This window comes from Zobellia nedashkovskayae (assembly GCF_015330125.1).
In the GTDB taxonomy this organism is placed as follows: Bacteria; Bacteroidota; Bacteroidia; order Flavobacteriales; family Flavobacteriaceae; genus Zobellia; species Zobellia nedashkovskayae.
Map to the genome: position 1 here is coordinate 4,573,136 of NZ_JADDXR010000002.1, position 14,040 is coordinate 4,587,175.

Here is a 14,040-nt window from a genome sequence, read left to right on the forward strand (position 1 = left end):
CTATCAGAAATAACCTCTTTGGTTTGCTACTTAGCGACCTGAAATAGTAGAGATTAAGATATATTTGGCAGTTAAAGAGTAGTTAAAGCAAATCTAAACCACATAAAAAACGACTAATTTTAACATATCACAGAAATTAAAACAAAACAATAGCATGAAAAAAATTGCCAGTACCTTTTTTATAGCCCTCTTTGCTGGAGCAATCACATTGGGCAGCTACAAATTATTTTTTGAAAACAATAATTATGCGGTTATCACTCAAGATGAGGGGCATTCCGTTTTTAATACCAGTTTCACTCCTACTTCTGCAAAAGGAGCAGGAATTAATGAGGTTGATTTTACTGTTGCGGCAGAAAACACGGTGAATGCCGTTGTACACGTTAAAAATGTAACCGTTGGTAGAACACCACACAATCTTATGGACTTCTTTTACGGAAGTGGCGGAAATGAAAGGCCGCAAGTAGGAACAGGTTCAGGTGTTATTATATCCCAAGATGGGTACATTGTAACAAATAACCACGTAATTAGCAAGGCTAACCAGTTACAGGTAACCCTAAATAACAATAAAACCTATGATGCAGAACTTATAGGTACCGATCCAAATTCTGACATTGCACTTATTAAAATAGATGCAGAAGGCAACCTTCCGTATTTGGCTTTTGGTGATTCTGACGATATGAAAATAGGAGAATGGGTATTAGCCGTGGGCAACCCTTTCAACCTAACATCAACAGTGACAGCGGGTATCGTGAGTGCTAAAGCTCGGGATTTAGGAAAAAATCAGTCATTTATTCAAACTGATGCCGCAGTAAATCCTGGCAACAGTGGTGGTGCCTTGGTAAATACCAATGGAGACCTTATTGGTATTAACACCGCTATTACTTCGCAAACCGGTAGCTACGTGGGATATTCATTTGCCGTACCCAGTAATATTGCGAAAAAAGTGGTTGACGATATTCTGGAATATGGAAACGTTCAAAAAGGGATTTTAGGAATAAAAACCTTAAATACGAATACACCGTACGCCATAGAAAAAGGGCTTAATGAAATAGAAGGTGTATATATTTCTGGTGTTGAAGAAGGAACTGGTGCAGAAGACGCAGAATTGCAAGAAGGAGATGTTATCAAAAAAGTAGACAACATTAAGGTTCGCAAATTTGCAGATCTTACCGGATACCTTTCGGCAAAAAGACCAGATGATTCCGTAGAGGTAACTATCGATAGAGATGGCGAAGAGTTCACCGTACCTGTAATGCTAAAGAAAAGGCAAACTGTTATTGTACCGGTAATGGGTCTTGAAGTAAAGAATTTAAGCAAAGATGACAGTAAAAAGTTTAAGACCAAAAATGGGGTAAAAATAGTTGGAGTTCCTGAAACGTACCGCGGTTACGGTCTTGAAGGAAAGGTTTTACTATCTGTAGACGATAAAGAAATAAACGATATTGAGGAAGCAAGAACTCTTTTCGGAAGCATTTCTAGATATGGAAAAACAAGTATCACCATGATTAATCAAAAAGGCGAGAGAGAACGTCTTATTTTTCAATAAAACATGAAACTATTATATTACAAACACCCCAATTGGGGTGTTTTTTTGTTTTAAACAGTTCCAAATAACACTAAATAGCTACTTTTATATCAAAATATAACTCAACTTAATAAATGACACCCAACGCCTCTTACGAAAAAGAATTGGCCTTCCAAGCCGACAGAAGAAAAGCAACAACCGAATTCATTAAGCTGGTAAGCGACCTTTGGTACGACAAGACTATTGAAATCGTACTTTTCAAAAATCAGGTTATAGACAAAAATGTAAGTGACATTATAAACCTACACGAATATGCAGGTGAATTTGTCCAGAAACCAATCTCCATTTTTGACTCAACCGAAATTTTACGGGCTATAAACGATATTCAACTACCTCCCGCAAAATTAGATATTGGTAAAATCACCTATGAATACCACTCCGAAGACAATCATAATACGGATATAAAAGCCTTTGTTTTTGATAAGTTAAAGGATGCCGATGATGCCACCCCCTTAAAACCAAAGGATATTGTTCTTTACGGGTTTGGAAGAATTGGCAGGCTTTTAGCAAGAGAGCTCATGGCCAAAACCGGTAAAGGCAACCAGTTACGTCTAAGGGCAATTGTAACTAGAGATGCTGATGATATTGAAATTCTTGAAAAAAGAGCTAACCTATTGCGAATAGATTCAGTTCACGGTAAGTTCTCCGGCACGGTAGAAACCGATTTTAAAAATAAAGCCCTCATCATTAACGGTACTACGGTACATATGATTAGTGCCAATCGCCCTGAAAAAATAGATTATACCCAATACGGCATTAGTAATGCCCTAATCATTGATAATACTGGTGCTTTCAGAACTAAAACAGAATTAGAAAGACATCTAGAAGCAGAAGGTGCATCTCATGTACTTCTAACGGCACCTGGCAAAGAAATTCCTAATATAGTTCATGGGGTTAACCACAAGATGTATGACCCGGATGCTATTAAAATATTCTCGGCCGCTTCTTGTACAACTAACGCCATAACACCTATCTTAAGTGTTGTTGAGGATTCATTGGGCATTGTAAAAGGGCACCTAGAAACCATTCATGCCTATACAAACGATCAAAATCTAGTAGACAATATGCATAGCAAGCATAGGCGTGGTAGAGCTGCCGCATTAAATATGGTCATTACTGAAACGGGTGCAGGTGCTGCCGTTGCAAAAGCTTTACCAGAACTAAAAGACAAACTTACCTCTAATGCAATTAGAGTACCTGTACCTAATGGGTCTCTTGCTATCTTAAATCTTCAGACAAAAAACAAAACCTCCATAGACGGCATTAATACAATCATCAAAAAATATGCGTTGGAAGGAGATTTAGTTGAACAAATTAAGTATTCTTTAAGCAAGGAAATGGTGTCTTCGGATATTGTTGGGACAAATGCACCATCTATATATGATAGCAATGCAACTATCGTTAGTGATAATGGTAAAAATATTATACTATATATATGGTATGATAATGAGTATGGCTATTCTCATCAAGTAATTCGTTTGGCCAAATACATTGCAAAAGTTAGACGCTACACGTATTATTGATTTTTAAAGAGAAACAAGGGTAAGATTTTTGTCATTTTGAAGGTATTTCCCATCTAATCGCAACCTTATCCTTGATTTTTTTTATTAATTGATATTATTGAATTACTTTAGTCGGCTGATATACATTAACTCAAAGAATCACTCCAACATGAAAGGCTTAAGAATCCTGTTACTTATAACGGCTTTACTAGCATATAACCTACAATTCGCCCAAGAGGAAGAAGAAACTCAAGACGCATTGTCTTTAGACAGAGGGCCAATAGACAAACAATTTGAATTTGTTTTTGTTAAATCTGGTAATTACCGTGCAGATGGAAAGAAATATGAAGTTGTTCGTACCATCTCTCTAGAAAAACTTCGTCAGAATGTTCTTGACACCCTTAAAGGGTACAATAAAAGAGCTGGTGAATTAAAAGCTACTATAGGCGGTCACGAATCTACAATTGGTTCGCTAAACGAAAAATTAGAGGAGACCACTAATAACCTTGCTGCTGTAACGGAAGAAAAAGACAGTATGTCTTTCTTAGGTATTATGGTTTCAAAAAGTACATATAATGCTATCCTTTGGACGGTTATCGCTTCACTTTTGGCATTGTTGCTTTTCTTTATCTATAGATTTAGAAACAGTAATATCTTGACACAAGAAGCTAAGACCAATTTGTCTGAACTTGAAACCGAATATGAAGACCATCGTAGAAGGGCTTTAGAAAGGGAGCAAAAAATTAGCAGGCAACTGCAAGATGAGATTAATAAATACAAGAAACAGAAATAATTTAAAAAGCTCCTCTCGGAGCTTTTTTTAGTTTAGACCACTATCTAATGAACATTATACAAGCAAACCTATCTCACGTTCAATTATTGGCCCCTCTGTTTGATCAGTACAGAGTCTTCTACAAACAAATTTCTGATATAAGTGCTGCTACTTCGTTTTTAGAAGAACGTTTGTCTAAATCAGAATCTATCGTATTTATAGCTTTTATTGATAGTGAGCCCGCAGGTTTTGTTCAATTGTATCCTATTTTCTCCTCAGTTTCCATGAAAGCTAGCTATGTATTGAATGACCTCTATGTAAGTGAGCAACACAGAAAAAAAGGAACTGGAGCCGCATTGTTAACCACAGCACAGAAATTCTGTAGTAAAAAAGAATATAAAGGTCTTGCCTTGGAAACCGCAATTGATAATCCTGCACAAAAGCTCTACGAAAAACTAGGTTGGGAAAAAGATTCTCATGCTTTTCACTACTTTTGGCCCACTAATTCTTAGCCCAAATTAAAATGCGCATAGACATTATTACCGTATTACCCGAACTGCTGGAAAGTCCATTTGCTGCATCTATTTTAAAAAGAGCCATAGAAAAAGGTCTCGTTGAAGTGCACATGCATAACATAAGAGACTATACCGACATGAGCTATAACCGTGTAGACGATTACCAATTTGGTGGTGGAGCCGGTATGGTACTTATGATAGAACCTATAGATAAATGTATTACGGCATTAAAAGCGGAAAGAGAATACGACGAAATTATCTACATGACCCCAGATGGCGAGACGTTGAACCAAAGAATGGCCAACGGCATATCATTACTTAACAATGTTATTATTCTTTGTGGTCACTACAAAGGCGTTGACCAAAGGATTAGGGATGCTTTTATAACCCGTGAAATTTCTGTAGGCGATTATGTGCTTTCTGGCGGAGAACTAGGTGCCGCTATTCTTTGCGATGCAGTTATTAGATTAATTCCGGGAGTTCTTAATAATGAAACTTCTGCGTTAACGGATACATTCCAAGATGACCTCCTTGCCCCTCCCGTTTATACAAGACCATCGGAATATAAAGGCATGAAAGTTCCAGAGATACTTTTGAGCGGTAACTTTCCTAAAATAGAAGAGTGGCGTGAAGATCAAGCTTTAAAAAGAACCCAAGAACGGAGACCTGATTTACTGGAATAAGCAGACTAATACCCTATGCTTCAAAAAATTATTAAAATATATTGTCATTTCTAATTTATATAGTATTTTTGCACCCTGTTAAATTAACCTCTGACGATAATCGTGAATGTTGACCATAACATAATCAATAAAAAAATATCATGGAAGAATTATTAAAATTCGTACAAGACGAGTTTGTTCCAAAAAAAGAATTTCCAAAATTTTCAGCTGGTGACACTATTACGGTGTACTATGAAATTAAGGAAGGTGAAAAAACACGTACTCAGTTCTTTAGAGGCGTTGTTATCCAAAGAAGAGGTTCTGGTTCTACTGAGACTTTTACAATTCGTAAAATGTCAGGTACAGTAGGCGTAGAACGTATTTTCCCAATTAACATGCCAGCCCTACAAAAGGTTGAAGTTAATAAAAGAGGTAAAGTACGTAGAGCTCGTATCTTCTACTTTAGAGGTCTTACTGGTAAGAAAGCACGTATCAAAGAGGTTCGTTCTTAAGCCAATAATATATAGTAGTAAAAAATCCCGCAATAGCGGGATTTTTGCGTTATGAACAATTGTTAATATCCGTAGTTTATAACTTGTTGATTATTAATATGTTAAAAATCTTGGTAGCTATAACTATTTTTCTTACTTTTATTAAACAGAAAAAGAAAATCTCTGTCTAAAGAGAAATTCCCAAACTGTTATAGAGTTAGCGTTCTTTATATTATTGTTTAGGTTTTGTAAATGTTTAAAGATGTATTTCAGAGTACGCCATTTATCAAAACGAACGTATCAACAAAAGGCTGTCGCTTTTTGAGAAATGATTACGTGAACATATTTGTAAATATTCAACAGACGCAAGTCTTGGAAATATGCACAAAGATTGTGTAAACAATGAGAAGAGATATAAATTGTAGCTTGGTCCGATGATGAAGTACAGTTAATTTCAAACGTTGAAATTGTGATGCAAATGCAATCAAGGGTTGCCGATCTGTCAGAAGAACAGGGAAGAAAGTTTGCAATATCAGTTTCTAAAAAGCCATATCAATGTACACGTACAATGATATGGCTTTTGTTTTGCCTTTTTTTTTCCTATTTCGCAAGGTTTTTGTTAAAATAGCTTCTAAAGCGAATCTGCTCGTAACTAGAGCTTATCTTTTGACTCGCAAGAATACTTAATGTCGTATATTTACTTCGCTTTAAATTAAACCTTTCTTTACATGTCCAAAATTTTTTATACAAAAACAGATGAAGCTCCGGCTTTAGCTACACAGTCATTTTTACCAATTGTAAAAGCGTTTACTAAAACGGCCAATATCGTAATTGAAACCAAAGACATTTCTTTGGCTGGAAGAATTATTGCGGTATTTCCTGATTTTCTTAAAGACGACCAAAAAATAGCGAACGACTTAGAAGAGTTGGGAGCTTTGGCTAAAAAGCCTGAGGCTAACATTATCAAGCTTCCAAACATTAGTGCTTCCGTTCCTCAATTAAAAGAAGCCATTAAAGAACTTCAAGACAATGGGTATGCTTTACCTAGTTATCCGGATGAGCCTTCTAATGAAGCCGAAAAGGATATCAAGTCTAGATACGACAAAATTAAAGGTAGTGCGGTAAACCCGGTCCTACGTGAAGGGAACTCTGACCGTAGAGCTCCAAGAGCCGTTAAAAATTACGCTAAACAGAACCCGCATAGCATGGGTGCATGGAGCCCTGATTCAAAAACACAGGTGGCCACTATGGACCATGGCGATTTTAAAGCCAATGAGAAATCATTAACATTACCTTCTGCCACAGCTATAAAAATAGAATTAGTTCAGAACAATGGGGAAACTCTTGTTCTTAAAGATAAATTAAGCCTTTTAGAAGGTGAGATTATTGACGCCACCGTAATGAGCAAAAAAGCTCTTGTAGCCTTTTTGAAAGAGCAGATCAAAGAAGCCAAGAAACAAGGGGTCTTATTCTCGCTTCACATGAAGGCAACCATGATGAAGGTATCCGATCCGGTTATTTTTGGTTATGCAGTAGAGGTTTTCTTTGCTGATGTTTTTACAAAATATAAAGACACTTTTAAGGATCTGGGTATTAGCGCTAATGACGGATTAGAGAACTTGTTCGCTAAACTTCAAGAGCTACCTGCCGACAAAAGAGAGCCAATTGAAAAAGATATTCAAAAAGCCATTAATGAAGGTCCTGCTTTGGCCATGGTAAATTCTGAAAAAGGCATTACCAACCTTCATGTTCCTAGTGATATTATTATTGATGCTTCAATGCCAGCAATGATACGTAGTTCAGGAAAAATGTGGAATGCCAAAGGTGAACAACAAGATACTTTAGCAGTTATCCCTGATAGCAGCTATGCCGATATTTATTCTGCTACTTTAGATTTCTGTAAAGAACATGGTGCTTTTGACCCTACTACAATGGGTACCGTACCAAATGTAGGTCTAATGGCTCAAAAAGCTGAAGAGTATGGTTCGCATGACAAAACTTTTGAAATTAAAAATCCAGGTACAGTAAAGGTTATTGATATTAATTCCGGTAAAGTCCTTGACGAACATACGGTTGAAGAAGGTGATATCTGGCGTATGTGCCAAGTAAAAGACGCTCCTATCCAAGATTGGATAAAATTAGCTGTCTCTAGAGCTAGAGCTACCAATGATCCTGCTGTTTTCTGGTTAGATGAAAATCGCGCACATGATGTTGAGCTTATTAAAAAAGTAAATCAATATTTACCAAATTACGATACCTCAGGATTAGACATCCGTATTCTTTCTCCAAAGAAAGCTACCGAGTATACGCTTGCTAGATTAAAAGATGGTAAAGACACTATTTCCGTATCAGGAAACGTACTTAGAGATTACCTTACTGATCTTTTCCCTATTCTTGAAGTAGGTACTAGTGCAAAAATGCTATCTATTGTGCCGTTAATGAACGGTGGTGGCCTTTTTGAAACGGGTGCAGGTGGTTCAGCCCCAAAGCACATGCAGCAATTTTTAGAGGAAGGTCACTTGCGATGGGATTCTTTAGGTGAATTTCTTGCTTTGGGTGTCTCTCTAGACTTTTATGGCGAAAAGAACACTAATGAAAAAGCGAGGATTTTAGGTGATGCTTTAGATAGCGCTACTGAAAAATTCTTGATTAACGATAAGTCGCCTTCAAGAAAGGTAGATGAAATAGATACAAGAGGAAGTCACTTTTACTTGGCTATGTACTGGGCAGAAGCCTTAGCGAACCAATCAAAAGACGCGGAGCTACAGGCTACTTTCAAAAAAGTTTTTGAAGTAATTTCAGCACAAGAATCTAAAATTGTTGATGAACTAATGAATGCTCAAGGCAAACCCCAAGATATTGGTGGGTATTACAAAGTAGATCAAGAGCTTGTTTCAAAGGCAATGAGACCTAGCCAAACTTTTAATTCTATTTTAGATACTATCTAATTTCTTTATTTTAGAATATAAAAGAGGCCTCTACCAAAGTAGAGGCCTCTTTCTTTTTAAAATACTGTTAACGTTTTCCCTGTAGGTGTTTTTCTAGTTACTTTTATGAAAAATTGCTCCTTAAGATGAATCAACTCACCAAGGTCGTCCTTACGGTCTTTCTGCTCTTCTTCATTGATAGCTTCTCTCAAGAACGATACACCTTAAGTGGTACTATCTCGGAGGCCTCCAGTAACGAAACCCTAATTGGTGTAACCATTGGGTTTCCTGCAATACAAACCGGAGTCACTACCAACGAATATGGTTTTTACTCAATTACCCTGCCCGAAGGCGAATACCAACTGCAAGTAAGTTATTTAGGTTTTCAGGATATTATTGAAACCATAACCCTTGATGGAGACCAAAAGATGAATTTCTCTTTAGAAGAATCCGCTGAACAATTGCAGGAAGTAGTGGTTACGGAAGATGTAGAGAAAATGGATGTTCGTGAGCCACAGATGAGCGTAAACTCCTTATCCGTAGGTACTATCAAAAAAATACCTGTGATTTTAGGCGAAGCCGATGTAATAAAATCAATCTTGCTGCTCCCTGGTGTGACCAATGCAGGAGAAGGGTCTTCTGGCTTTAATGTACGTGGTGGTTCTGTTGATCAGAATTTAATATTACTTGACGAAGCCACTATTTTTAATTCATCACACCTTTTCGGGTTCTTCTCAGTCTTTAATCCTGATGCTATAAAAGACATTAAACTCTATAAAGGTGGGATTCCCGCACGTTATGGGGGTAGAGTATCTTCTGTTCTAGATATTTTTCAAAAGGAGGGAAATAGCAAAAAAATTAAAGTAAACGGGGGTATTGGTGCTGTAGCCAGCCGTTTACTGGTGGAAGGTCCTATTAAAAAAGATAAAGCGGCTTTTCTTATTGGAGGTCGTGCTTCATACGCCCATCTTTTTTTACCGCTTTTTGATGTAGACAACACCGCCTATTTCTATGATTTGAACACTAAACTTAATTACAATATAAACGATAATAACAGTATTTTTCTATCGGGTTACTTTGGTCGTGATGTATTTAGTGTGAGTGACAGCTTTGTAAACACCTACGGAAATGCCGTTGGAAATTTTAGGTGGAATCACCTATTTTCGGACAAACTTTTCTCTAATCTATCTTTAATTTACTCCAACTACTACTATGGTTTAAAATTGGATTTTGTAGGCTTTGATTGGAATTCAGGTATAGAAAATTTCAACATTAAATATGATCTGAAACACTACGTAAATGACAAGTTTCAAATTAACTATGGCATTAATAACATTTATTATCGTTTTAATCCAGGTAAAATAGAGCCTAGCAATGCTGATTCGGGTATTATAGAAGAACAACTTACTCAAAAATATGCAAATGAATTTGCCGCATATATTGATGTTGAGCATGATATTACAAAGAATTTAAGTCTTAATTACGGGCTGCGATTCAGTAACTTTATTCGTCTGGGACAGGATGAAATCAATGTCTATTTTAATGACAGTCCCGTTATTTTTGACCCGGTGCTAAATGTATACCAAGAAGGTATTGCTATTGATACCTACAGTGTAGAAAAAAGCGGCAGCTTAGCTACTTTCAACAATTTTGAACCCCGTATTTCATTGGCATACACTTTAAATGATAATAGCTCTATAAAAGCTAGTTATACACGTCTTGCCCAATACCTTCACCTCATTTCCAATACCAGCTCCCCCACCCCTTTGGACGTATGGACGCCAAGCGGACCTTTCGTAAAGCCCCAACTTTTGGACCAATACGCTGTTGGTTACTTTAAAAAGATTAATGATGGTGAATATTCTGTGGAGACCGAAGTCTTTTATAAGGATATTCAAAACCGGATAGATTATATAGACGGTGCCAACTTAATCGCCAATGATGCTATTGAACAGGTTATTTTAAATGGAGAGGCAAGAGCTTACGGACTTGAGTTCTTACTACGTAAAAATGAAGGTAAATTTCAAGGTTGGCTTGCATATACCCTTTCTAAATCTGAACAAAGAACCCCAGGCAGAACAGTAGATTTGTCCGATGGTACTTCCTTTACGGAAACGGGTATAAATTCAGGAGCTTGGTACAACACGCCATACGACAAAACCCATGATGTATCTGTTTATGCAAGTTACGACCTAAACGATAAGTGGAATTTCAACACTAACTTTGTTTTTCAAACAGGGCAACCTACAAACTATCCTATTGGACAATTCAGTTTTCAAGGGCTTACCATTCCTTACTACGGGCTAAGAAATGAAGAACGCCTACCTTCCTATAACCGTATGGATGTTTCAGCCACACTTACTCCCAAAAAGAATAAGAACAGAAAATGGCAGACGGAATGGGTTTTCAGTATTTATAATGTTTACAACCGTAGAAATGCGGCATCTATTAGTTTTAGCCGTAATGAAGATACCGGAACTAATGAAGCCGTTCGCACCGCTATTTTTGGTATTGTTCCTGCGGTAACTTATAATTTCAAATTTTAAGTCTATGAAAAAGTTGATATATATACTTTGTATGCTTCCAATTTTTGCGGCTTGTGAAGATGTTATTGAAGTTGAAGTTCCAACGGACAAAGCCAGATTAACCGTTGATGCCCTAATGCGCATAGACACCACACAGCCTTCCACAAATTATTATGCCGAAGTAAAAGTGAGTGTTTCAAGTAATTTTTTCGAAACTATAGAGCCTGCTATACTGGAACAAATAAGTATCACCAACTTGGCGAGTCAAGAAAATATACCGCTTTTTGAAACCTTTCTTGGGAGTGGAGTATATCAAAGTGAAACCACCGTAGACTTTATGACTTCAGGAGAATTGATTCTTTTTATACAACACGAAGGTTCTAGATATGCCGCAAGAACAACTTATGTACCCGCGGTTCCTATTGAGAAGTTAGACCAAGGTGACGCCACTCTTTTCTCTGGCGAAGAAACCGAAATTATAGTAGCATTTGACGACCAACCCAATCGAACCGACTTTTATCTATTCGATTTTGACTTTAATGAATATTTGGTGACAGAAGACACTTTTTACCCAGGACGCACCTTTGAATTTTCTTATTTTTATGATGATGATGTAAAAGAAGGCATGACCATAGACGTAAGTATTCTTGGTGTCGACAGGGCTTTCTATAATTACATGAACCAAATTATTATTCAATCTGGTGGTGATCAAGGACCTTTTCAGACTCCTTCCGCAACGGTTAGAGGAAATATTCTAAACGTAACTAATATTGAAGATCTTTCAGATTTAGATAACTTAGCTTCATCAATAGATCAAGAAAATTTTGCATTAGGCTATTTTGCCGTATGCCAAACCTTTTCCAAATCTATTACTATAGAATAATCTAATCACATCATCCTTTAAAAGTATATTACAAATTATGTCTCAAAAGAGAACAGATAAAGACATGCTCGTAAAAGGCATTAAACATATTGGCTATACTATTGCACTTATGTTTTTAGCGCCGGGTGTTATATATCAGGCATTTAAAAATCAGGAACACCCTTTATATTGGCCAGTTCTTATATTGGGTTTTATTATTGCCATTGGCGCTATAGCTATGGCTTTTTACAGCTTAAAAATTATAATGGATTCTCTATTTGGGAAGAAAAATAAAAATTAAACACCTAATGCTTCTTACTTACATCTCCCCATTTGTCGCTTAACTGGGCATAATCGTAATCTAAGACCGATTCTTGACGCTCCAACCTAAAATCTGTAAAAGCACGCTGTAGAATATCTTCTATAAGGTAATCCTCGTGCACTGTCTCTGGCTGAAAAAGCTCTTTTAAGCTAATATTAAACATACTGGCCGTAGTATTGTACCAAAATGCACGCCAGCCACTACGAAGCTCCTTTACAAGCTCAAATGCAGTTTCCCCTGTTTGTCTGTAAATTAATTTCACCAAAATTTGACCTTCGGTACGGGTAAGTTTCTTAAGTTCCGCAGAAAATTCTTCTTCTATAAACTGCTGAATTTCTTTTGTATATTTTTTCTGATGTCTCTTTTTCTTGATTTTCGTAATACTGTCATTCAATTCTTCTAGACGTTCAGCTGCTAATTTGGCATACGGATAGACCTTTAACGTCTTTCTTCTAAGAATATAATACCGTAATTTATCCTTATAAGAACTGAATTTTAATTTCCCGAACAGATATACTTCATCCAAGTCAATAGAATTCCTAAAAATAGAGTCACCCTCTATTATAATCATCTTCTCCTTAATGGAATCCAATGGCTGTTCCTCTATTTGGGCATACCCTATAAACACGAGGTTTACTAAAAATAAAAACAAAATTGTTTTTTTCATAACCGACATTATACAAAAGCCTTGCCAAAATAACGATAAATAGGTCTGCTTATTATTAAATAAAAGTGAATATTAGTAAATTCGTATCTAAATATATACTTAATGGCTACAAAGAAAATTCTTACTAAAAAATCACTCGATTTTTTTGAAAAATATTTGAACAATGCGGCGCCAACAGGCTACGAGTGGGAAGGTCAAAAAATATGGATGGAATACCTTAAACCATATGTAGACACTTTCATAACGGACACCTATGGTACGGCCGTTGGGGTGATTAATCCTGATGCTAAATTTAAAGTGGTTATTGAAGGGCATTCTGATGAAATTTCTTGGTACGTGAACTATGTTAGTGACAACGGACTGCTTTACGTAATTAGAAACGGCGGTAGCGATCATCAAATAGCTCCTTCTAAATGGGTAAACATTCATACCAAGAACGGAATCGTTAAAGGTGTATTTGGCTGGCCAGCTATTCACACACGTGATAAAGGAAAAGAAACACCTCCTAAATTAGATAATATTTTTATTGATATAGGTGCTAAGGACAAAGAGGAAGTAGAAAAAATGGGCGTTCATGTTGGATGTGTCATTACGTATCCAGACGAGTTCCAAGTACTTAATGGCGATAAATTTGTTTGCCGTGCAATAGATAACCGAGCCGGTGGCTTTATGATTGCCGAAGTAGCTCGTTTGCTTCATGAGAACAAGGTTAAATTGCCTTTTGGACTATATATCACCAATTCTGTTCAAGAAGAAATAGGTTTGCGTGGAGCAGAAATGATCACACAGACCATTAAGCCAAACGTTGCTATCATTACAGATGTGTGTCACGATACCACAACACCAATGATTGAACAGAAAACTCAAGGCCATACTGAAATAGGTGCCGGTCCTGTAATTTCATATGCACCAGCTGTTCAGAATAAGTTACGCGAACGCATACTTGAAACTGCCGAAGCTAATAAGATTCCATTTCAGCGTATGGCTGCCTCTAGAGCTACCGGAACGGATACCGATGCTTTTGCATACAGCAATGGTGGCGTTGCGTCTGCGCTTATTTCTTTACCGTTGCGCTACATGCACACCACGGTAGAAACGGTTCATAGAGATGATGTTGAAAACGTAATCAGGTTGATTTACGAAACTCTCCTGAATATAAAAGACGGAGAAACTTTTAGTTATTTCGATTAAAACAAATTATAACCCTCCC

At 36.8% G+C, this 14,040-nt stretch carries 12 protein-coding genes; 11 read left to right on the forward strand and 1 reads right to left on the reverse strand.

Features of this window, described 5'->3' with window-relative positions; all coding sequences use genetic code 11:
• Positions 1-154 precede the first annotated feature (154 nt).
• The 10 genes from IWB64_RS18840 (at position 155) to IWB64_RS18885 (ending at position 12,142) form a co-directional block, all read left to right on the forward strand.
• Entirely contained in the window at positions 155-1,546 is a 1,392-nt protein-coding gene (locus IWB64_RS18840) for a S1C family serine protease (RefSeq protein ID WP_194535482.1), read from the forward strand.
• A gap of 113 nt (positions 1,547-1,659) precedes the next feature.
• A complete protein-coding gene (locus IWB64_RS18845) occupies positions 1,660-3,108 on the forward strand; it encodes a glyceraldehyde-3-phosphate dehydrogenase (RefSeq protein ID WP_194535483.1) in 1,449 nt (482 codons plus the stop codon).
• A gap of 148 nt (positions 3,109-3,256) precedes the next feature.
• A complete protein-coding gene (locus IWB64_RS18850) occupies positions 3,257-3,880 on the forward strand; it encodes a tRNA (guanine-N1)-methyltransferase (protein WP_155595867.1) in 624 nt (207 codons plus the stop codon).
• A 47-nt stretch (positions 3,881-3,927) separates the two neighbouring features.
• On the forward strand, positions 3,928-4,371 hold the full coding sequence (locus IWB64_RS18855; RefSeq protein ID WP_194535484.1) for a GNAT family N-acetyltransferase: 444 nt from the start codon (positions 3,928-3,930) through the stop codon (positions 4,369-4,371).
• Between the two features lie 11 nt (positions 4,372-4,382).
• Positions 4,383-5,057: a tRNA (guanosine(37)-N1)-methyltransferase TrmD gene (gene trmD / locus IWB64_RS18860; RefSeq protein ID WP_194535485.1), complete on the forward strand. Its 675-nt coding sequence runs from the start codon at positions 4,383-4,385 to the stop codon at positions 5,055-5,057.
• A 140-nt stretch (positions 5,058-5,197) separates the two neighbouring features.
• Entirely contained in the window at positions 5,198-5,548 is a 351-nt protein-coding gene (rplS, locus tag IWB64_RS18865) for a 50S ribosomal protein L19 (RefSeq protein ID WP_155595864.1), read from the forward strand.
• A gap of 707 nt (positions 5,549-6,255) precedes the next feature.
• Positions 6,256-8,475 (forward strand): NADP-dependent isocitrate dehydrogenase, encoded by a 2,220-nt coding sequence (locus tag IWB64_RS18870; protein WP_194535486.1) that lies wholly within the window; start codon positions 6,256-6,258, stop codon positions 8,473-8,475.
• A gap of 125 nt (positions 8,476-8,600) precedes the next feature.
• A complete protein-coding gene (locus IWB64_RS18875; RefSeq protein ID WP_194535487.1) occupies positions 8,601-11,000 on the forward strand; it encodes a TonB-dependent receptor in 2,400 nt (799 codons plus the stop codon).
• Positions 11,001-11,004: 4 nt separating this feature from the next.
• Positions 11,005-11,862, forward strand: coding sequence for a DUF4249 family protein (locus IWB64_RS18880; protein ID WP_194535488.1), 858 nt, complete (start codon positions 11,005-11,007; stop codon positions 11,860-11,862).
• Between the two features lie 37 nt (positions 11,863-11,899).
• Positions 11,900-12,142, forward strand: coding sequence for a DUF6095 family protein (locus IWB64_RS18885; protein ID WP_194535489.1), 243 nt, complete (start codon positions 11,900-11,902; stop codon positions 12,140-12,142).
• 4 nt (positions 12,143-12,146) lie between these two features.
• On the opposite strand, the gene IWB64_RS18890 is transcribed toward IWB64_RS18885, so the two are convergent.
• A complete protein-coding gene (locus IWB64_RS18890; protein WP_194535490.1) occupies positions 12,147-12,830 on the reverse strand; it encodes a DUF4294 domain-containing protein in 684 nt (227 codons plus the stop codon).
• Between the two features lie 102 nt (positions 12,831-12,932).
• On the opposite strand from IWB64_RS18890, the gene IWB64_RS18895 reads away from it, so the two are divergent.
• On the forward strand, positions 12,933-14,021 hold the full coding sequence (locus IWB64_RS18895) for a M42 family metallopeptidase (protein WP_194535491.1): 1,089 nt from the start codon (positions 12,933-12,935) through the stop codon (positions 14,019-14,021).
• The last annotated feature ends 19 nt before the right edge of the window (positions 14,022-14,040 follow it).

Excerpts from the sequence above, each read along its gene's own strand:
- IWB64_RS18870 (WP_194535486.1), top strand. The coding sequence starts at position 6,256 with ATGTCCAAAATTTTTTATACAAAAACAGATGAAGCTCCGGCTTTAGCT.
- IWB64_RS18845 (WP_194535483.1), top strand. The coding sequence starts at position 1,660 with ATGACACCCAACGCCTCTTACGAAAAAGAATTGGCCTTCCAAGCCGAC.
- IWB64_RS18895 (WP_194535491.1), top strand. The coding sequence starts at position 12,933 with ATGGCTACAAAGAAAATTCTTACTAAAAAATCACTCGATTTTTTTGAA.
- IWB64_RS18880 (WP_194535488.1), top strand. The coding sequence starts at position 11,005 with ATGAAAAAGTTGATATATATACTTTGTATGCTTCCAATTTTTGCGGCT.
- IWB64_RS18885 (WP_194535489.1), top strand. The coding sequence starts at position 11,900 with ATGTCTCAAAAGAGAACAGATAAAGACATGCTCGTAAAAGGCATTAAA.
- IWB64_RS18850 (WP_155595867.1), top strand. The coding sequence starts at position 3,257 with ATGAAAGGCTTAAGAATCCTGTTACTTATAACGGCTTTACTAGCATAT.
- rplS (WP_155595864.1), top strand. The coding sequence starts at position 5,198 with ATGGAAGAATTATTAAAATTCGTACAAGACGAGTTTGTTCCAAAAAAA.
- IWB64_RS18840 (WP_194535482.1), top strand. The coding sequence starts at position 155 with ATGAAAAAAATTGCCAGTACCTTTTTTATAGCCCTCTTTGCTGGAGCA.
- trmD (WP_194535485.1), top strand. The coding sequence starts at position 4,383 with ATGCGCATAGACATTATTACCGTATTACCCGAACTGCTGGAAAGTCCA.
- IWB64_RS18875 (WP_194535487.1), top strand. The coding sequence starts at position 8,601 with ATGAATCAACTCACCAAGGTCGTCCTTACGGTCTTTCTGCTCTTCTTC.
- IWB64_RS18890 (WP_194535490.1), bottom strand. The coding sequence starts at position 12,830 with ATGAAAAAAACAATTTTGTTTTTATTTTTAGTAAACCTCGTGTTTATA.
- IWB64_RS18855 (WP_194535484.1), top strand. The coding sequence starts at position 3,928 with ATGAACATTATACAAGCAAACCTATCTCACGTTCAATTATTGGCCCCT.